Source organism: Dietzia sp. SLG310A2-38A2 (assembly GCF_014145095.1).
Lineage (GTDB): Bacteria > Actinomycetota > Actinomycetes > Mycobacteriales > Mycobacteriaceae > Dietzia.
In genome coordinates this window covers 8223-27748 of the sequence record NZ_JAALDX010000546.1, presented here as the reverse complement: position 1 = coordinate 27748, position 19526 = coordinate 8223, and the positions used below count along the sequence as shown (strand labels likewise).

The window sequence follows — 19526 nt, the reverse complement described above, 5'->3', positions numbered from 1 at the left end:
GGGCACCAGTGTGCCCTCCTCGCCGAGGACCCCGTCCTCGGGGCGGTGGGAGGCGAGCAGGGCGGTGATCTGGTGTTCGGCGGCCCTGTCGGCCTCGGTGACCACGTCGGAGACCGAGGTCTTGTGGTGGACGTCCAGTCCGTCCTCGCGCAGCCGCCGCGCGAGGGTCCCCGCGTCGACGACGAGCCGGGCGGCCAGATCGGCGTCGGACATCGGTGGGATCGCCTCGTCGGCCGGTGGCCGCCGGTGGCGGGTATCAGGGGACATGATCTTCCTCCACAGGGGCCGCGGCGGCCCGCTGACCTCGGGCGGTAGCGGGTCCGCCGGTGGCGACGCTACCCCCGCCGGTCGACGAGTAGGCGTGCGGCGGACCACGGGCGGGGGTCGGGTGGGGAAACGCGAGAAGGGGCGCGGGCCGCGTAGAGTTGTCTCCCGTGCACCCTGACGTTTCCGCCGACATCGCAGCCCTCGACTCCACCATGACCACGGTCGAGAAGGTCCTCGACATCGAGGAGCTCGCCCGCCGCGTCGACGAGCTGGAACAGATGGCCGCCGACCCCGACCTGTGGAACGACCAGGATCGGGCGCAGAAGGTCACCAGCGAGCTCTCTTACATCCAGGCCGACCTCCGGAAGTGCCGAGACCTGCGTCAGCGCATCGAGGACCTCCCGTTGATGTACGAGTTGGCGGAGGAGGAGGGCGGCGGCGCCGTCGAGGACGCCGACGCCGAGCGCACTCAACTGCGGGTGGACGTCGAGGCCATGGAGGTCAAGACGATGCTCAGCGGTGAGTACGACCAGCGCGACGCGGTGGTCAACATCCGCTCCGGCGCCGGTGGGGTCGACGCCGCGGACTTCGCCGAGATGCTCATGCGCATGTACGTGCGGTGGGCGGAGAAGGCCGGCCACAAGGTGGAGGTGTACGACACCTCGTACGCGGAGGAGGCGGGCATCAAGTCCGCGACGTTCGTCGTCCACGACCCGTACATGTACGGAACGCTCTCGGTGGAGCAGGGCACGCACCGACTGGTGCGGATCAGCCCGTTCGACAACCAGGGCCGACGTCAGACCTCGTTCGCCGAGGTGGAGGTGTTGCCGGTCGTCGAGCAGACGGACTCGATCGAGGTGGACGAGAACGAGGTCCGCGTGGACGTCTACCGTTCGTCCGGCCCCGGCGGGCAGTCCGTCAACACCACCGACTCGGCGGTCCGCCTCACCCACGTGCCCACGGGGATCGTGGTGACGTGTCAGAACGAGAAGTCGCAGCTGCAGAACAAGGTCGCGGCCATGAAGGTGCTGCAGGCCAAATTGCTCGCCCGCAAGCAGCAGGAGGAGCGAGCGGCGTTGGATGCGCTCGGTTCGGGGGGCAACGCGTCCTGGGGTAACCAGATGCGCTCCTACGTGCTGCACCCGTACCAGATGGTCAAGGACCTGCGAACCGAGCACGAGGTCAACAACCCGTCGGCGGTCCTGGACGGGGACCTGGACGGATTCATCGAGGCCGGCATCCGTTGGCGGATGCGGGAGGGGGCAAGCGCGGAGTGACCATCCAGAGTGACTTCGGACCCATCCTGACCTGGCTGTCCAACAACGGCCTCGAGGTCGTCCTCCTGGTCCTGGGCGCCGCTCTGCTCACGAGGGTGATCGCCAAGATCGCGCGGATGTGGACCGGGCGGATCGACTCCCAACACGCCGACGAGGATTTCTGGTCGGAGGAGTCCAAGCACCTCCACTCGCTCATACAGGTGATCTCGTACGTCGCGGTCGGTGTCCTGTACATCCTGTTCGGAATCCAGATCCTGCTGCGTTTCGGCGTGAACCTCGTGGCTCTCGTCGCCCCGGCGACGGTGCTCGGCGCCGCGCTGGGCTTCGGCGCCCAGAAGATCGTCCAGGACTTCCTGGCCGGGTTCTTCGTCCTCGCCGAGCGCCAGTACGGCTACGGGGATATCGTCGAGCTCACCACGGCGACGGGCGTCACCGCGGGAACCGTCGAGGACGTCACCCTGCGCATCACCCGCCTGCGCACCCTGGACGGCGAGGCGGTGATCGTCCCCAACGGGCAGATCGTCACCGCCATCAACCAGTCGCAGGACTGGGCGCGGGCGATCATCGACGTCCCCGTGCCCAACAACGCGGACATGGACAAGGCGAACGAGGTGCTCGCGGAGGTGTGCCGCGACATCACCGACGATGATCGGGTGGGCCAGTACGTCCTGGACGAACCCACGGTGATGGGTGTGCAGTCGATCCGTCTCGAGCAGACCGTGATCCGCCTGCTGGCCCGGACCAAGCCCGGGATGCAGTGGGAGGTGGGCCGCCGGATGCGCGCGGTCATCCTGCGCCGCTTCCGTGCCGAGGGGATCGTCCTCGAGCCGGAGGCGTTGGCCGCGATCCGTGCGGGCATGCTCCGCCCGCAGACCGGAGAGGGGAGCGTCTGATGCCCGAGATCCGAGATGGCGACACGACACCCGACGACCACACACCCGAAGGTACGACACCCGACGTCGCCTCAACCGGCAAACTCGGCCCGGAGGCCGAGGACAGCGCGCGGACCGAGGCCGCGACCGCTCGGGAACCCCTCATCAGCGGCGATCCGCTGGGTCTCGGGGGTACTACCGACCCCGACGCACCGTCCCGTCGCCCGCAGCCGAAGATCGTGTCCCTACTCGGGGAGTTCTTCAGGATGTCGCGGACCACCGCGATCCTGTTGGTGGCGTTTGTCCTGTTGGGGATCCTGTACTCGATGGTCAAGACCGACCCGGTGGTCAACGTGCGCCCCCCGGGGGCACCGATAACGGCGGAAGAGCCCGCGCCGGCCGAGGGGACGACACCCGTCGAGGAGTCGCCGACCCCGGAGACCACGATCGACCAGACAACGGTTCCGACCGCCACTCCGCAGACGTCCCCGCCGGTCACCGGAACGACGCCGCCGCCGGGACGGCAGACCCCGGCGTCCCCCACGGGAGCGACCGGGCAGCAGGCACCGCCGCAGCAGTCACCGCAGGAACAGTCGCCGCAGGAGCAGGCGCAACAGGGAGAGGATTCCGGCGACGCCGGGGCCGGAGGGAATCCCGTGACCACGAGCTGACACCGGCGGCTCCTTTGACTGCCGTGTGACTGGAGTAGCGCTAGGCTACTGGCGTGATCAGTGCTTCCCATGTGACCAAGTCGTACGCGTCCTCGACGCGTCCGGCTCTGTCCGATGTGACCGTCGAGATCGCCGGGGGCGAGTTCGCCTTCCTCATCGGCGCCTCCGGGTCGGGAAAGTCGACCTTCCTGCGTCTGCTGCTCCGCGAGGACCGGCCCGATTCCGGGACCCTGGTCGTCGCCGGCCACGACCTCACCAGGATGAAGGCGTCGTCCGTGCCGACCCTGCGGCGCTCTCTCGGCTGTGTCTTCCAGGATTTCCGCTTGCTCCCGGGTAAGACCGTGGCCGAGAACGTGGCGTTCGCGCTGCAGGTCATCGGCAAGTCCCGCCGGACGATCGACAAGGTCGTTCCCGAGACGCTCGAGATGGTGGGCCTGGGTCGCGAGGCCGGTCGCCGGCCGCACGAGCTGTCCGGTGGCGAACAGCAACGCGTGGCCATCGCGAGGGCGTTCGTCAACCGACCGAAGCTGTTGCTCGCCGACGAACCGACCGGAAATCTGGACCCCGAGACCAGCGAGGACATCATGCTGCTGCTCGACCGGATCAATCGGACCGGGACCACGGTCCTCATGGCCACGCACGACCGACACATCGTCGACCGCTCACGGCGCCGCGTGGTGGAGTTGGTCGACGGACGGGTCGTCCGCGACGACTCCCGTGGCACCTACGGGGTGGGACGCTGATGGCCGCGCGGTTCATCGCGTCCGAGGTCGCACAGGGCCTGCGCCGCAACCTGTCGATGACGCTGGCCATGATCATCACCACCGCCGTCGCGTTGGCGATGCTCGGCGCCGGGGTGTTGGTGGTGATGACCGCATCGGCCAGCCAGGTCAAGTACGACTATCTCAACGAGTTCCGCGTCTACGTGGACCGGACCATCTCCCTCGAGGACCCCGACTGCGCCTCGGCGTGCGGTGAGATCCGGGACGAGTTGGAGGACACGGCCGGGGTCGCCTCGGTGGAGTACAAGAACCCGCAGGAGACGTACGAGGAGTTCGTGGACCTGTTCGCCTCCACCGACCCCGTCCTCGTGGAGTCGACCTCCCCGGACGCTCTAGGCTCGCGGTTCACGCTCACTCTCGACGACCCCACCCGGGCGGAGTCCGTGGCCGAGGACCTCGAGGGAGTCGCGGGGATCGAGGTCGTGCAGGGCCAGGGCGAGTTGGTCGAGCGAGTGTTCTCGGTCCTTGACGGCATCCGGAACGCCGCGTTCGCCGTCGCGATGGTCCAACTCCTGGCCACGGTGCTGCTCATCGCCAACATGACGCAGATCGCGGCGTTCACCCGGCGGACCGCGCTGGGGATCATGCGACTGGTGGGCGCGAGTCGCTGGTACACCGAACTGCCGTTCGTCCTGGAAGCCGTGCTCGCGTCGGTGGTCGGTTCGCTCCTCGCTGTCGGTGGACTGTTGGCTGCCAAGGGCGTCTTCCTCGACAGGGTGCTGGCCGAGGCGTACCGGGCGAACCTGGTGGAGCGGATCACCACGGTCGACATCCTGATGCTGGCCCCGGTCCTCGTGGTGGCGGGCGCGGTGGTCTCCGCGCTCACGGCATGGGTCACACTGCGGATCACGGTTCGGCAGTGATCCCGCACTGATCTAGAGTGGGGGATCTGCCCGACGGACGGACGAGGAGGTGAACCGACGTGGCCAAGAAGAACAAGAAGAAGGGTGCGTCGACCCTCGGCCGTGACGGCAGCGTGGTCGCGAGCAACCGCAAGGCCCGGCACGAGTACTCGATCCTCGACACTCACGAGGCGGGCATCGCGCTGTTGGGTACGGAGATCAAGAGCATGCGCGAGGGCCAGGCCTCGCTGGTCGACGCGTTCGCGACGATTGACGACGGCGAAGTGTGGCTCCGCGGGCTCCACATCCCCGAGTACTCCCACGGAAACTGGACCAATCATGCGCCCAAGCGGGCCCGCAAACTGCTGCTGCACCGGCGCGAGATCGATTCGCTCGTCGGCAAGGTGCGGGACGGAAACGCCACGCTGGTCCCGCTGTCCCTCTACTTCGTGAACGGACGGGTGAAGGTCGAACTGGCCGTCGCCCGGGGTAAGCAGGCCCACGACAAACGGCATGATCTCGCCAAACGGACCGCCGAGCGCGAGGCCGTGCGCGAACTCGGCAGAAGGATCAAGGGCATGCACGCATGATGCCGGTCGCGCTGGCGTCGACTTCGGCGGTGGCGTACGGCATCAGCGACTATCTCGGCGGGGTCGCGTCCCGTCGCGCCCGCGCACTGAGGGTCGTCAGCGTGTCGTACCCGCTGTCGATCGTGCTGGTCGGGGCGGCGGCGGTGGTGTCCGGCGGGTCGCCGACCCTGGTCGGATTGGCCTGGGGGCTGACATCGGGCCTCCTGTCAGGGCTCGCCGTGTGGTCGTTCTACGTCGCGCTCTCGCGCGGGCCGATGAGCGTGATCTCGCCGATCACGGCGGTTCTGGCCGCGTCGGTGCCGCTCGCGGTCGGATTGGTGGCAGGCGAACGGCCCGGGACGGGGGCCCTGGTCGGGATGTCGGTGGCGCTCGTCGCGACGGTGCTCGTCTCCCTGGAGAGTGACGTGGGCTCCTCGATCGGACACGGTCGTCTCACCCCGCAGCTGGTGGTGCTCACGGTGCTCTCGGGGCTGGCGTTCGCAGGCTTCTTCGTCCTCCTGGCACAGGTCCCGGCGGGTGAGGGGCTGTGGCCGGTCGCGGCGTCGCGGATCGGTGCCACCGGGGTGGTCCTGGCGGCGGCGTTCGCCGCCCGCGAATCGTTCCGGTTCTCCCGACGCCTCATCGCCATCGGCATGGTGATCGCTGTGTTCGACGCGGTCGCCAACGGCGCCTTCTACTTCGCCTCGCAGGCGGGCATGCTCTCGCTGGTCAGTGTGATCGCCGCGCTCTATCCCGCGTTCACGGTGGCACTGGCCATCACCCACGGCGGAGAGCGTCTGCGCGCGGTCCAGATGGCCGGGCTCGCACTGGCCGGGGTGGCGATCGTGCTACTCGCGCTGGGCTGAGGTGGAGACGGATGTCACCCTGGCGGTGGGACCTCGGTCGGGGTAGGGTCAGTGGTCCGTCGATGAGAGTCGGCGGACCTGACGGGGCTGATGTGGTTTCGACTACGTGAGTTGACGCAGGGGAAGCGTGCCGGTGCAGGCCAGAGACCACCGTAAGCGTCGTGGCAACCAATTACGCGCCGATACTAATCAGCGCGACTACGCCCTCGCTGCCTGACAGCGAGCTCGTAGTCTGTCGGCCCGGGGTCGCCCTCGCCCCGGTCACCGGCATCATCTAGAGGGATCACCGGCTCACCCGGTCACGGGGTGAGTCGGGACATCCAACAGTGACTGGGATCGTCATCACCTACATGTCCGCGTGAGGGTGAGATCCGAGTAGAGACAGAGCGGACTGCGCACGGAGAAGCCCTGCCGATGCTGCGGAGGACCCGGGTTCAATTCCCGGCAGCTCCACCATCGGGCCGAGCCCCCGGTCGATCATCGACCGGGGGCTCGGTGCATTTGTGGCCTCGCCACCTGCCCGCACCTGAAAGGGGACTCAGGCGGCTTCGGTACCCTCTCGGTAGTCGCCGATCGCTCGGAAAGGGCCGACGGTTTCCCAGTAGAGAAAGGCCCACCCACACGTGAACGCCAAGTCCGCAGGTAACAAGAGCACGAAGGTCCTGAAGACCAAGAAGAACAACGGGATGCTGATCACGGTCGCGGCGCTGATCGCCGTTGCCGTCCTGGTCCTCGGCGGTGTCGTGTGGATGGCCCAGCGAGGTGGCGAGGCCAACCCGATCACGTTCGGTGAAACGGCCGACGAGCTGATCGAGATCTCGGACACGGGCGTGATCGCGGTGGGCGAGGAGACCGCCCCGACCGTCCAGATCTGGGAGGACTTCATGTGCCCGGCGTGTGCCTCCTTCGAGGGACAGAACGGTGAGCGGATCGCCTCCGCCGTGGAGGCCGGCGACCTGCGCGTGGAGTTCCACACCCTCAACTTCCTCAACCGCCAGTCGGCGTCGGGCGAGTACTCCACGCGGGCCATCGCCGCTGTCCAGTGCGTCGCGGCCAAGGATTCGCTGCCGGTCTTCTTCGACGTCAAGAACGCCTACTTCGCACAGCAGCCCGCCGAGGGCGGCGGTGACCGTTCCGCTCGTGAGCTGGCGTCCACCGCCGAGGCGGCCGGCGCGAATGCTGACACGGTCGAGTGCATCGGCAACGTGGAGACCAATGACGGCATGGAGAAGGCATCGGACACCGCCGACAATTCGCAGGACAGTATCCGAGAGGTCACCGACCGCGTGTCCACCCCGACTGTCGCCTACGAGGGGGAGGTCGTGGAGATCGCCGATCCGGCCTGGCTGGACAACATCCTCGCCTGACCACGGTCCGCACCGATCGATACCGGTCCCGCCCGTCCAGGGCGGGGCCGGAGGCGATTTGGAGCGCCGAACCGGGATGGTGTAACTTTGGTCGAGCCGGTCGCCGAGAGGGGAACGGTGGAACAACCGATACGGGGCTATGGCGCAGCTGGTAGCGCACCACACTGGCAGTGTGGGGGTCAGGGGTTCGAGTCCCCTTAGCTCCACCCAAGCAACCGATCCGGCAACGGATGGTTCATACGAGCAAGAGCCCGGCCACTGGCCGGGCTCTTTTCATCTCTATCCCTGCTGCGCTGCCCACTCGGCCACCCGGCGGGCGCTCTCCGCCTCCGACAGGTCCTCCACTCGGGACATGATCGACCAGCGGACGCCGTACGGATCCCGGATCGAGGCGAACCGGTCGCCGGAGACGAACTCGCTCACAGATTCACGGATCGTGGCGCCGGCCTGTGCGGCCCGGTCGACCACCGCGTCGACGTCCGCGCAGTACATCCCGATCGAGTAGCAGGCCACCTCCCCGGAGGGCGGGGGCACGAGCCCGAACTGGGGACTGGGCTCGCCGAGTTGCAGCCGGCCGTTGCCGAAGTCGAGTTCGGCGTGCACGACGATCCCGCCCATCTCCGTCACGTCGACCACCCGGGCGCCGAACACCGAGGAATAGAATTCGACTGCGTCCCCCGCTCTCTCGACCGCGAGGAACGGCGTGAGGCTGGTCGACCCGTGGGGGACGCCGTCGGTGGTGTGCTTTCCGGTGACCCCGGTCCGGGGCGTGGTGTTCTCTGTCATGCGATGAACCTACGAGGACATGCACGTGAGTGGCTTGTAGATTCGCGACGCCATCGCGTCGGACACGCGGGGGAGGGGACGATGCCCGACCTTCCTGATCGACGCGGGGTCCTCTATCCGGACCGGCTGCCCACCTTCCACCGCGAGGACGCCCCGCGGGAACTGCGTGACCGCATCCGCTGGTTCTGGATCCCGCGCTGGCGTCTCGCGCCGGGGGAGACCTCCCGGCAGGAGCTGATGCCGTTTCCTGCGTCGAATCTCGTCGTCGACCCGGAAGGAGTCAGCCTCTCCGGACCGACGACCGGCATCTCCCACCGCGACCTGAGAGGTACCGGGTGGGCGATCGGCGCCCTGCTCCGTCCGGCCGGGTTGGCCTCGTTGGCGGCCGAACCCCGGCGGCTCCGAGACGCCGAGACACAGATCGAGGCCCCCGAGCTGCACCGCGCGGTCATGGCGGCGATGGAGGAGGCGGACGTGGTCGTCGACCCGACGCGGGAGATGGACCAGCGCGAGAACGACAAACGCGAGTCCGTCGCCCGCGACCGGGCGCTGCGCTACTTCTCCGCCTGGGCCGCCGCGCACCTGGCCGCCCCGGACGCCGGCGGAGTCATGGCCAACGCCATGGAGGATCTCATCGCCTCGGACCGGTCGATCGTGCGTGTGGACCAGGTCGCTGCGGCCCTGGGCGTCTCGACTCGCGCGGTGCAGCGACTCGCGCACCGCTACGTGGGACTACCGCCACTCGCGATGATCCGTCGGTACCGACTCCAGGAGGCCGCACAGCGGCTACGCGAAGACCCGTCGGTGACGATCACCCGGATCGCCGCGGAGCTCGGATACTCCGACCACGCTCATCTCAGCGCAGATTTCCGCACGGTCCTCGGCCTGAGCCCCCGCTCCTACCGCCGTGCGCCCGGCGCGGCGGCGAAGGGATCCTCCGACGGGTGACGGATGGGCACGATCCGCTGGCCGAGGGGGAGCAGGGCCAGCGGGACCATCTTCCAGCAGGCGATGCCGAAGGGGATGCCCACGATCGTCAGGCACAGCAGCAACCCGGCGACCAGGTGGGCGATCGCCAGTTCCCAGCCGAGCACCAGGATCCACAGGATGTTGCCGATCAGCGAGAGCGCACCGGCGTCCCGGCGGAACTCGGTCCGCCGCCCGAACGGCCACAGGACGTACGCCGCGAGTCGGAACGACGCGATGCCGAACGGGATGGTGATGATCAGGAGGCAGGCGATGATCCCGGCGATGACGTACACCAGCGCCAACCACCAGCCTGCGAGTAGAAGCCAGAGCACGTTTCCCAGGGTTCGCATCACACCACGGTAGTCGCCGCTACGGCCCGCCGGCCCGGGTACCGGCGCGCCGGATGCCGGCCCTGACGCAAAAGCGCTGACGCCGGCCGAGGCATGTGTCATGTTTTAGTGATGGGTGTTCATAAGTTTGCCGTCACCAGGATTCTGCTCGCGCTGGTGCTCGCCGTAGGTATGGTCGCGACCGCTCTCATCGCGGGTTCCGTACAGGCGCAGGCCGAGACGCGGATGGCCGAAGGGTTCCACTGGGGGGTGGCGACGTCCGGCTTCCAGGTCGAGGGTTCAAATATGGATTCCAACTGGAAGCGCTACGTCGACGCCGCCGCCGCGCGTGGAGAGGCAGACCCGGTGAACGACGCCGTGGACTTCTGGAACCGGTACCCCGAGGACATCGCCCGTGCCGCGGACATGGGGGTGACCACGTTCCGGCTCAGCGTGGAGTGGTCCCGCATCGAGCCGGAGCCGGGGCGCTACGACGAGGAGGCGTTGCGTCGGTACGACCGCATCCTCGACACCATCCGAGCGCACGGGATGACGCCCATGATCACGATGGTCCATTACGTGTATCCGGGATGGCTGGTCGATCGTGGCGGTTTCCTCTCCCCGGATGCGGTGGAGGCGTTCGGTCGCTACGCAGAGCTCATCACCGAGCGATGGGCCGGCAACGGGACCATGTGGGTCACCTTCAACGAACCCCTCGTGTTTTTCAGCCACGAACTCCGCATCGGCCTCGTCGGGCTGCACCAGTTCAACGAGTTCCGCGACAACGTGGTCGCGGCCCACAAGCTGGGATATCACGCCGCTCACCGGGCCGACCCCAACGCGATGGTGACCGCCAACGAGGCGTACCTGCCCGCGTTCGCCCCGGCCACCGACGACCTGCTGCTCAATCACATCCGCGATGAGCTGGACTTCATCGGGATCGACTACTACTACGGCATCGCGCTCGACAACCTCACCACCATCCGCGCGGCCTGGGACGACTTCGCCGGGGTCCGTCCGCAGCCGGAAGGGATGTACGAGTCGATCGTGCACTACGCCAGGCACTTCCCCGGCAAGCCGCTGTACATCGTCGAGAACGGGATGCCCACTCACAACGGCCACCGGGAGGACTCCTTCGAGCGCGGCGACTACCTCCGGGACGTCGTCTTCTGGATCCAACGCGCGGTCGCCGACGGGTACCCCGTGATCGGGTACAACCACTGGTCCCTGGTCGACAATTACGAGTGGGGCAGTTACGACTCCCGTTTCGGCCTCTACCAGGTCGACGTGCTCACCGATCCGACACTCGAGCGCAGACCGACCTCCGGCGTGGACGCGTACCGGGACGTGATCGCGCGCGGCGGTGTCCCGGAGGGTTACCGGCCCGTCCTGCCGGTGGGCACGTGCTCGCTGGGGACGATCCCGGATACCTGCCTCGATCCCGTCGACGTCCACGGCCCGCTCGCGCGATTGGTGGGCTGACGGCCCGGACCACCTCCCACGAGCCCTTCAGCAGCCGGCCCCCCGGACGTAGAGTCAGCCCATGGAACGGTTCGCCTCCGTCACCGGGGAGCTCGACACCCTGGTCGACTCCGGACGGCTGACGGGATACGTCTGCGGGGTCCGGCAGAACGGTCGAACGCAGATCGCGGCGGGCGGGACGCGGTCGCGCGGCGGCCCCGCGCTCGACGCGGATGCGGTCTTCCCGCTGTCCTCCAACACCAAGCCGGTGGGCGGTGTGCTCGCACTGAGGGTGGTCGAGCTCGGGATCCTCGCGCTCGACGACCCGGTGGCCACACTCCTGCCGGAACTGTCAGCCCCACGGGTCCTCACCCGGCCGGACGGGCCGATCGACCGGACCGTGCCGGCCGGGCGACAGATCACTCTGCGACACCTCCTCACCATGACCGCCGGCGTCGGCTGGGCGGGCGAGGGCAGCCCGCTGACCGACGCCATGAGCGAGCGCCAGGTGGCACCGGGCCCCTACGCTCCGCCGATGGAACCGGACGAGTACCTCCGGCTGCTGGGTGCACTGCCACTGGTGGACCATCCCGGGCGGGGCTGGCACTACCACACCAGCAGCGACGTCCTGGGGGTGCTCCTGGCGCGGGCCACGGGCGCCACCGTGTCCGGGTTGGTGGCCGAGCACGTCACGGGTCCGCTCGGGCTGGCGGACTGCGGCTTCACCGCCGACCCGGGTCGACTCCCCACCTCCTTCGGGCTCGGACCCGACGGGGAGCTCTGGGCGCTGGACACCAGAAGCAGGTTCGATCGCCCACCGCGGTTCGAATCGCTGGCGTGCGGTCTGACCTCGACCGTCGCCGACTATCTGGCCTTCCTGGACGTCCTGGTCGACGGCGGGACCGTCCTGGGTCCGGAGTTCGCGGAGATGATGGCGACCGACCACCTGACCCCGCGGCAGCGCGCTGATGCGGCGGGGTTCATCGGACCCGGCTGCGGGTACGGGATGCAGGTGGAGATCCGCCCGGACGGGGTCGTCGGCTGGGCCGGGGGACTGGGGACGATCGGCTACGTCGACCGACGCACGGGCCGCTGCGCGGCGGTGTTCACCACGCAGTCTTTCGACGTGCCGGGGACGGAGGACGCACTGGACTCGGTGTGGGCGCTGCTGCGGTGACCGGTCGGCGGTGCCCGGTCGGCCTTGGGTGGTCGGCCTTGCGTGGTCGGCGGTCACCGACCGTCGGTCCGTCACCCCTCGCGCCACCAGGTGTCGAGTGGCGTGGCCGGGACCGCCCGCTTGTGGCGGGTGGCCAGGAACAGCTGCTCGATCCGGGAGGCGGCTTCCGTCGGCACGCCGTCGCGGCCCTCCAGGTAGTCATCGATCTGCTCGTACGTCACGCCCAGTGCCTCCTCGTCGGGCAGGCCCGGACGGTCATCCTCGAGATCGGCGGTGGGGACCTTCCGCCAGGTCGACTCCGGGGCGCCGAGGTGCCGCAGCAGCGCTGCCCCCTGCCGTTTGGTGAGGCCGGTCAGGGGGGTCAGATCGACCCCGCCGTCTCCGTACTTGGTGAAGAAACCGGTGACCGCCTCGGCGGCGTGATCGGTGCCGACGACGAGGTGGCCGAGCTGCCCGGCCACCGCGTACTGCGCGACCATCCGCTGGCGCGCCTTGACGTTCCCGCGGACGAAGTCCCGGAGCGGGCCCCCGTGGTCGGGCAGCTCTTCCAGTGCGTCGGCGGCGGCCGCCGAGGATGCGTCCGAGGCCGAGCGGACGTCGACCGTGACGCGGGCGTCCGGTCTGATGAAGTCCAGGGCCGCGGCGGCGTCGGCCTCGTCCGCCTGGGTGCCGTAGGGCAGGCGCATGGCGACGAATCGGGCATCGGGCAGGCCCTCGTCGCGAAGCTTCTCGGCGGCGAGCTGGCAGAGCCGACCCGTCAGGGTGGAGTCCTGGCCCCCGCTGATCCCCAGCACGAAACCCGTGGCCGGGGTGCTGCGGAGATACTCGGCCAGAAACGCCACCCGTCGGTCCACCTCCCGCTCGGGATCGATGTCGGGACGAACGCCGAGTTCGGCGATGATGGACGCGCGGAGAGTGCCGGTGTCGGGAGAGGACTGAGTCATGGCGTCAGCATAGGAAGCCCGTGTGACTTCTGCGTGACATGCGGACAGCGCAGGCGAGGTGCTCGGTTCCGCCGGTTGGAGTTCTGACGGGGCAGTCCGTTACGATGGACCAGTTGTGTGTCGTGCATCCGACCTCCGGGTCGGACGTGTCGCGCAGTCATCCCCAGTCGTGTCGGCGGCCATCATGGCCGCCCCGAGAGCCTAAGGAGCGCCAGATGAAGGTCCGCAAGTCCCTTCGGTCGCTGAAGAACAAGCCGGGCGCCCAGGTTGTCCGTCGTCGCGGCAAGGTCTACGTGATCAACAAGAAGGACCCCCGTTTCAAGGCCCGCCAGGGCTGAGTCCGTCCGCGTGGGTTCCCACGCACCCTCGAGGGCCCGCCTCCGGTTCGCCGGCGGCGGGCCCTCGTCGTCGTCCCGGGGGCGGGGCCGACCCGCACCATCGGTGACCCCCGGCCCTGTGGATCGAGTGGGGACAGGTTGTGGGGTGGTTGGGGACGACCTGTGGGGCGACGGACGGGGTCTCCGGCACCGTCTCGCGCGTGGCAGAGTGACGGTCGGGGAGCGTGGCGCCGGCATTCGGGCCGACCGTGACAACGGTGGGTGGGAAGTGTCCACAAGGCGGGATCGCGACCTGGGAATACCACCGTTGTAAGACCAAAATGTTGTGGTCGATTGACTCGTCGGACACTAGGGGTAGTGTCTAGAGTGTTGCGGCCCCCGATGAATACCACTTGTGGCATTCGGGCTGTGAACCCTGACAGACACCACGGTTATCCACAGGCCGGGCGGAAGCGCCGGAACCGATGACCGTCCGAGAAGAGCCCCTCCGCGCCTCCCCGGCGCCCGTGCCGAAAGAGGTCCACGACTGATGGTCACCGTCTACACCAAGCCCGCCTGCGTCCAGTGCAACGCCACCTACAAGGCGCTCGACAAGCAGGGCGTCGAGTACCAGGTGGTCGACATCTCCGTCGACGACGACGCGCGTGAGTACGTGATGGCCCTCGGGTACCTCCAGGCTCCCGTCGTGGTGTCCGGTTCCGATCACTGGTCCGGTTTCCGGCCGGACCGGATCAAGGCACTCGTCACCGTCGCGGCCTGACCCCGGGGCGGACCCGGAACACATGTAATCCGAAGGGGGCAGTCATGGCGGCTCCGCTGCCGGCCACCGAGCCGGTGAGGATCGTCTACTTCTCCAACGTCTCCGAGAACACCAAGCGGTTCGTCGACCGTCTGGGGCTCCCGGCGCTGCGCATACCCACGCGGAGGACCGAAGCGGGGCCGATCGTGTCGGACCCGTATGTTCTGATCGTGCCGACGTACGGGGGGTGCCTCGAGGTCACGGGCAGGACCGGGGCGTCGGTCCCACGACAGGTGGTCGCGTTCCTGAACAACGCGCACAACAGAAGCCTCTGCCGCGGCGTGATCGCCGCCGGTAACACCAACTTCGGTTCGGACTATGCGGTCTCCGGCGACGTGATCGCCCGCAAGCTCGAGGTCCCGTACCTCTACCGGTTCGAACTGATGGGCACACAAGAGGACGTCATCCGCGTCCGCGAGGGATTGGAAGAGTTTTGGCAGCACCGACCGTGACCCCCGAAGGCACCATCGCCGGCGAGGCGGGCGAGGGGCAGCGCCTGGATTACCACGCGCTCAACGCCATGCTCAACCTCTACGACGCGGACGGCAGGATCCAGTTCGACAAGGACCGTGAGGCCGCGCGGGAGTACTTCCTCCAGCACGTCAACCAGAACACGGTCTTCTTCCACAACCTGGACGAGAAGCTGGACTACCTGGTCGACAAGAACTACTACGAGCGAGAGGTGCTCGACCGGTACACGCGCAACTACGTGCGGGAGCTGTTCGACCACGCCTACGCCAAGAAGTTCCGCTTCCCCACGTTCCTCGGCGCGTTCAAGTACTACACCTCGTACACGCTCAAGACCTTCGACGGGAAGCGGTACCTCGAGCGCTACGAGGATCGCGTCTGCATGGTCGCGCTCACGCTCGCGGACGGCGACGAGGACCTGGCCCGCCGCCTGGTCGACGAGATCATCGACGGTCGCTTCCAGCCGGCCACCCCCACGTTCCTGAACTCGGGCAAGAAGCAGCGCGGCGAGCCCGTCTCCTGTTTCCTGCTGCGTATCGAGGACAACATGGAGTCCATCGGCCGCAACATCAACTCCGCGTTGCAGCTGTCCAAGCGCGGTGGCGGGGTGGCACTGCTGCTGTCGAACCTCCGCGAGCACGGCGCCCCGATCAAGCACATCGAGAACCAGTCCTCCGGTGTCATCCCCGTGATGAAGCTGCTGGAGGACTCCTTCTCCTACGCCAACCAGCTCGGTGCCCGCCAGGGTGCCGGAGCGGTGTACCTGCACGCCCACCACCCGGACATCTTCAAGTTCCTCGACACCAAGCGGGAGAACGCGGACGAGAAGATCCGCATCAAGACCCTGTCGCTGGGCGTGGTGATCCCGGACATCACGTTCGAGCTGGCCAAGCGCAACGACGACATGTACCTGTTCTCGCCGTACGACGTCGAGCGGATCTACGGCAAGCCCTTCGCGGACGTCGACATCACGGAGCACTACACCGAGATGGTCGAGGACAGCCGGATCAAGAAGACCAAGATCAACGCGCGGCACTTCTTCCAGACCCTCGCCGAGCTGCAGTTCGAGTCCGGCTACCCGTACATCATGTACGAGGACACGGTGAACCGGGCCAACCCGATCGCCGGCAAGATCACGCACTCGAACCTGTGCTCGGAGATCCTCCAGGTCTCCACGCCGTCGACGTACAACGAGGACCTCACCTACTCGCACGTGGGCAAGGACATCTCCTGCAACCTCGGCTCCCTCAACATCGCCAAGGCCATGGACTCGCCGGACTTCGGCCGGACCATCGAGACGGCGATCCGGGGCCTCACCGCGGTGTCCGACCAGACCCACATCGACTCGGTCCCTTCGATCGAGCGGGGCAACGCCGAGTCCCACGCGATCGGCCTGGGGCAGATGAACCTCCACGGTTACCTCGCCCGCGAGCGGATCCACTACGGGTCCGAGGAGGGCGTGGACTTCACGAACATCTACTTCTACACGGTGCTCTACCACGCGGTCCGGTCGTCGAACCTCCTCGCGCGGGAGCGGGGGACGTGGTTCTCCGGGTTCCCGGAGTCCACGTACGCGTCCGGCGAGTTCTTCGACAAGTACACGGACCAGGCGTGGGAGCCGGCCACCGAGCGGGTGCGCCAGCTGTTCACCGAGGCGGGCGTCACGGTGCCCACCCAGGAGGACTGGCGCGCGCTCAAGGCCGATGTGCAGCAGTACGGCATCTACAACCAGAACCTGCAGGCCGTGCCGCCCACCGGGTCGATCAGCTACATCAACAACTCGACCTCGTCGATCCACCCTGTCGCCTCCCGGATCGAGATCCGCAAGGAGGGCAAGATCGGTCGCGTCTACTACCCGGCGCCCTACCTGACCAACGACAACCTGGACTACTACCAGGACGCGTACGAGATCGGGTACGAGAAGATCATCGACACGTACGCGGCGGCCACCCAGCACGTGGACCAGGGACTCTCGCTGACCCTGTTCTTCAAGGACACGGCCAGCACCCGGGACGTGAACCGCGCCCAGATCTACGCGTGGCGCAAGGGGATCAAGACCCTGTACTACATCCGCGTGCGCCAGCTCGCGCTCGAGGGCACCGAGGTCGAGGGCTGCGTCTCGTGCATGCTCTGACCCCCGGGCCTCAGGCCTGCGCCCCGAACCACCCCCGCCATCACGAGGAGATCCGATGACCGCCGAGCTGCACGCTCCGGGATCCCACAGCCCCGCCGCCGGGGTCGCCCCCCGGCTCGTCGACCGGGTGTCGGCGATCAACTGGAACCGCGTCACGGACGAGGTCGACGATCAGGTCTGGGGTCGGCTCACCAGCAACTTCTGGTTGCCGGAGAAGGTCCCGGTGTCCAACGACATCCCGTCGTGGCAGACGCTGACGGACTCGGAACAGCAGCTCACCACCCGGGTCTTCACCGGCCTGACGCTGCTCGACACCCTCCAGGGGACGGTCGGCGCGGTGAGCATGATCCCCGACGCGTCGACCCCCCACGAGGAGGCGGTGCTCACCAACATCGCGTTCATGGAGTCGGTCCACGCCAAGAGCTACTCCACCATCTTCTCGACGCTCTGCTCCACGCCGCAGGTCGACGACGCCTTCCGCTGGGCGGAGGAGAACACCTTCCTGCAGCGCAAGGCGCACATCATCCTCGGGTACTACGCCGGGGAGGATCCCCTCAAGCGCAAGATCGCCTCGACCCTCCTCGAGTCGTTCCTCTTCTACTCGGGCTTCTACCTGCCCATGCGCTGGTCCTCGAGGGCCAAGCTCACCAACACGGCGGACATCATCCGGCTCATCATCCGGGACGAGGCGGTGCACGGTTACTACATCGGATACAAGTACCAGCGTGCGCTCGAGCAGATCGGTCAGGCCGAGCGCGACGAGTTGAAGGACTACACCTTCGAGTTGCTCTTCGAGTTGTACGACAACGAGGCGGACTACACCGAGGACCTCTACGACACCGTCGGGTGGACCGAGGATGTCAAGAAGTTCCTCCGCTACAACGCCAACAAGGCGCTGATGAACCTCGGGTACGAGGGGATGTTCCCCAAGGACGAGACCAACGTCGATCCCGCGATCCTCTCGGCGCTCAGCCCGAACGCGGACGAGAACCACGACTTCTTCTCGGGTTCCGGCAGCTCCTACGTCATGGGCAAGGCCGTTGCCACGGAGGACGAGGACTGGGACTTCTGACCCGACTGGCGACCCCACATCACCCCGGCACCCGATCAGGCGCCGGGGTGATGTCGTCGGGCTGAAGTCACGGGTCGGCCTGCCACCTGTCGGCCGGAACGGCCGGACCCCCCGGTTAGCCGTCCGGGGCGATCCCGTTGATGGAGCCCCTGATGTCGTCGAGGACCGCGCGCGCGGCCACGGGACCGGATCCCTCCCACACGGCCCGGTCCACCACGAACATGCGACGGGCGCCCACCGCGTCGAGCTCCGTCCACCGGTCGGTGGCGAAGGCCTCCCGCGCGGACTGCTCCGAGCGGTCACTGCCCCCCACCACGGCGAAGATCACGTCTCCGTCGAGCTCATCGCCCACCGGAGGAGACTCGGGGGCGGGTTCGATCCGCTGACCGTCCCGGGTGCGCTGCGCCGGCGGGCGACCGGCGCCGACGGCCTCGAGCATGAGGCTCCCGAGGGTTTCCGGCTGCTGCACCGCTATCCCGTCGGTGTCGGAGACGGAGACGAGCGAGACCCAAGTGTCGCGCGGGGTGGTGGCGTCGGCGGTGAACCGGGCCCGGTCGATCACGTCCAGCAGGAGATCCCCGCCGGCGCGCGGTCGGCCGTAGGCGTCGGCGATCGCCTCGGTGCTCTCGGTCCAGTTCAGGCTGCGCGCGTCGTACACGACGGTCGGGGCGACCTCCGACAACGCCCGCACCACGGCAGGGTCGGGATCGATCGAGTCGGCCAGCACGATGAGGTCGGGGCTGAGTTCACGGGCCGCAGCCGCGCCGTCCTCCGCGCCCGAGTCGCCGTTGATCGCGAGGTCGGGCAGACCCACGAGGGGAGCGGGGAGGTAGACGTCGGCGTCACGGGGCAGGCCGGAGGTTCCGACGACGAGGTCCTGCAGCCCCAGGGCGCACGCCACATCCACGGCCCCGGCCCCGAGCGCCAGGATCCGTTCCGGCGACCGCGGCACCTCCACCCTCTCTTCTGCCGGGTCGACGGACGCGACCCCCCGAAGCCCGTCCCCGGGGAACTCGGCCGGCGCCGGTACGGGCGCACACGACTCCTCCGGTTCGGCGGAGCGCTGCAGCTCCTCGCCGGCCATCCGTGTGGGGGTCGTGGTGACGGGGTGCTCGACCATGTCGACGGGGGAGGGCCCGCAACCCGCGAGCACGAGTCCGGCGACGAGCGGGCCCACGACACCCACCGTGACCCGCACGGGGGTGAAGGGGTACCCCCGTCGAGGGCGGTGTCGGCTCGGCGCGAGATCGGTCATGGGGGAGAGCCTAGGAGATGGGCCGTGGGCGCAGTCGAAGTGGAGGTCGAGGCGGGTCCGGGCGTCATCTCGGGCGTGTCGTCGCGGCGTCGGATTCACGCAGATGACCCGCCCCGGCGAGTTCTGCGGGGTGAGTGGTGGGCCATCTCAGCGGAGGGTTAGGATTGCCCTCACGCACTATTCCTTTGCGTTCGACGTGGGGTCGGTGGTTCGACCCACGGCGTCGGGTGAGGCGTTCAGGAGGACCCTTAATGACCGCAGTGGCCCCCAAGCCGGTCGAC

21 protein-coding genes, 1 tRNA gene and 1 other RNA gene are annotated in these 19526 nt (G+C 68.1%); 18 read left to right on the top strand and 5 right to left on the bottom strand.

Going from position 1 to position 19526, the window contains the following annotated elements:
* Positions 1–267: inositol monophosphatase family protein (locus tag G6027_RS19215; RefSeq protein ID WP_277612369.1), on the bottom strand; the 267-nt coding region annotated here is incomplete at its 3' end.
* 167 nt (positions 268–434) lie between these two features.
* Here G6027_RS19215 and prfB point away from each other — a divergent pair.
* The 10 genes from prfB to G6027_RS17810 all read left to right on the top strand — a co-directional run bounded on the left by prfB (position 435) and on the right by G6027_RS17810 (position 7719).
* Entirely contained in the window at positions 435–1544 is a 1110-nt protein-coding gene (gene prfB / locus G6027_RS17855) for a peptide chain release factor 2 (RefSeq protein WP_182638304.1), read from the top strand.
* Positions 1541–2437: a mechanosensitive ion channel domain-containing protein gene (locus tag G6027_RS17850; protein ID WP_182638303.1), complete on the top strand. Its 897-nt coding sequence runs from the start codon at positions 1541–1543 to the stop codon at positions 2435–2437. Before prfB ends, G6027_RS17850 begins: the two co-directional genes overlap by 4 nt.
* Positions 2437–3087 (top strand): hypothetical protein, encoded by a 651-nt coding sequence (locus G6027_RS17845; RefSeq protein ID WP_182638302.1) that lies wholly within the window; start codon positions 2437–2439, stop codon positions 3085–3087. The genes G6027_RS17850 and G6027_RS17845 overlap by 1 nt, the downstream gene beginning before the upstream one ends.
* Before the next feature lie 53 nt (positions 3088–3140).
* Entirely contained in the window at positions 3141–3830 is a 690-nt protein-coding gene (gene ftsE / locus G6027_RS17840) for a cell division ATP-binding protein FtsE (protein WP_182638301.1), read from the top strand.
* Positions 3830–4732: a permease-like cell division protein FtsX gene (gene ftsX / locus G6027_RS17835; RefSeq protein WP_182638300.1), complete on the top strand. Its 903-nt coding sequence runs from the start codon at positions 3830–3832 to the stop codon at positions 4730–4732. Before ftsE ends, ftsX begins: the two co-directional genes overlap by 1 nt.
* Positions 4733–4791: 59 nt before the next feature.
* Entirely contained in the window at positions 4792–5301 is a 510-nt protein-coding gene (smpB, locus tag G6027_RS17830) for an SsrA-binding protein SmpB (RefSeq protein ID WP_182638299.1), read from the top strand.
* Complete coding sequence (locus G6027_RS17825; protein WP_182638298.1) at positions 5298–6146, top strand: DMT family transporter; 849 nt, start codon at positions 5298–5300, stop codon at positions 6144–6146. The genes smpB and G6027_RS17825 overlap by 4 nt, the downstream gene beginning before the upstream one ends.
* Before the next feature lie 83 nt (positions 6147–6229).
* Positions 6230–6602, top strand: a transfer-messenger RNA (tmRNA) gene (gene ssrA, locus G6027_RS17820).
* A gap of 167 nt (positions 6603–6769) precedes the next feature.
* Positions 6770–7513 carry a thioredoxin domain-containing protein gene (locus G6027_RS17815; protein ID WP_182638297.1) on the top strand — a complete coding sequence of 248 codons (744 nt, stop codon included), beginning with the start codon at positions 6770–6772 and terminating at the stop codon, positions 7511–7513.
* 133 nt (positions 7514–7646) lie between these two features.
* Positions 7647–7719: transfer RNA gene (locus tag G6027_RS17810), tRNA-Ala, on the top strand.
* 73 nt (positions 7720–7792) lie between these two features.
* On the opposite strand, the gene G6027_RS17805 is transcribed toward G6027_RS17810, so the two are convergent.
* The gene (locus tag G6027_RS17805; protein ID WP_182638296.1) at positions 7793–8299 is read right to left on the bottom strand and encodes a VOC family protein; all 507 of its coding nucleotides are present in this window, start codon (positions 8297–8299) and stop codon (positions 7793–7795) included.
* Positions 8300–8380: 81 nt separating this feature from the next.
* On the opposite strand from G6027_RS17805, the gene G6027_RS17800 reads away from it, so the two are divergent.
* The gene (locus tag G6027_RS17800) at positions 8381–9247 is read left to right on the top strand and encodes a helix-turn-helix domain-containing protein (protein ID WP_182638295.1); all 867 of its coding nucleotides are present in this window, start codon (positions 8381–8383) and stop codon (positions 9245–9247) included.
* Here G6027_RS17800 and G6027_RS17795 read toward each other — a convergent pair.
* Complete coding sequence (locus G6027_RS17795; RefSeq protein WP_182638294.1) at positions 9199–9618, bottom strand: YccF domain-containing protein; 420 nt, start codon at positions 9616–9618, stop codon at positions 9199–9201. The genes G6027_RS17800 and G6027_RS17795 overlap by 49 nt on opposite strands.
* A gap of 111 nt (positions 9619–9729) precedes the next feature.
* On the opposite strand from G6027_RS17795, the gene G6027_RS17790 reads away from it, so the two are divergent.
* Positions 9730–11079, top strand: coding sequence for a family 1 glycosylhydrolase (locus G6027_RS17790; protein ID WP_182638293.1), 1350 nt, complete (start codon positions 9730–9732; stop codon positions 11077–11079).
* Positions 11080–11140: 61 nt separating this feature from the next.
* Positions 11141–12235 (top strand): serine hydrolase domain-containing protein, encoded by a 1095-nt coding sequence (locus G6027_RS17785; protein ID WP_182638292.1) that lies wholly within the window; start codon positions 11141–11143, stop codon positions 12233–12235.
* Positions 12236–12306: 71 nt separating this feature from the next.
* Here the strand turns inward: G6027_RS17785 and nadE are convergent, their stop codons facing one another.
* Positions 12307–13179: an ammonia-dependent NAD(+) synthetase gene (gene nadE, locus G6027_RS17780; protein WP_182638291.1), complete on the bottom strand. Its 873-nt coding sequence runs from the start codon at positions 13177–13179 to the stop codon at positions 12307–12309.
* Between the two features lie 215 nt (positions 13180–13394).
* Between nadE and ykgO the strand changes: the two genes are divergently transcribed.
* From ykgO to nrdF, 5 genes are all read left to right on the top strand, one after another.
* Positions 13395–13517, top strand: a complete 123-nt coding sequence (ykgO, locus tag G6027_RS17775) for a type B 50S ribosomal protein L36 (RefSeq protein WP_003852698.1) — start codon at positions 13395–13397, stop codon at positions 13515–13517.
* A 529-nt stretch (positions 13518–14046) separates the two neighbouring features.
* A complete protein-coding gene (gene nrdH, locus G6027_RS17770) occupies positions 14047–14277 on the top strand; it encodes a glutaredoxin-like protein NrdH (protein ID WP_277612366.1) in 231 nt (76 codons plus the stop codon).
* A 44-nt stretch (positions 14278–14321) separates the two neighbouring features.
* Positions 14322–14768 carry a class Ib ribonucleoside-diphosphate reductase assembly flavoprotein NrdI gene (gene nrdI / locus G6027_RS17765; RefSeq protein WP_182609499.1) on the top strand — a complete coding sequence of 149 codons (447 nt, stop codon included), beginning with the start codon at positions 14322–14324 and terminating at the stop codon, positions 14766–14768.
* Between the two features lie 68 nt (positions 14769–14836).
* Entirely contained in the window at positions 14837–16918 is a 2082-nt protein-coding gene (gene nrdE, locus G6027_RS17760) for a class 1b ribonucleoside-diphosphate reductase subunit alpha (protein WP_241727266.1), read from the top strand.
* A 55-nt stretch (positions 16919–16973) separates the two neighbouring features.
* Complete coding sequence (gene nrdF / locus G6027_RS17755; RefSeq protein ID WP_182638290.1) at positions 16974–17990, top strand: class 1b ribonucleoside-diphosphate reductase subunit beta; 1017 nt, start codon at positions 16974–16976, stop codon at positions 17988–17990.
* A gap of 115 nt (positions 17991–18105) precedes the next feature.
* Here the strand turns inward: nrdF and G6027_RS17750 are convergent, their stop codons facing one another.
* Positions 18106–19245, bottom strand: coding sequence for an ABC transporter substrate-binding protein (locus G6027_RS17750; RefSeq protein ID WP_241727261.1), 1140 nt, complete (start codon positions 19243–19245; stop codon positions 18106–18108).
* Positions 19246–19526 lie beyond the last annotated feature (281 nt).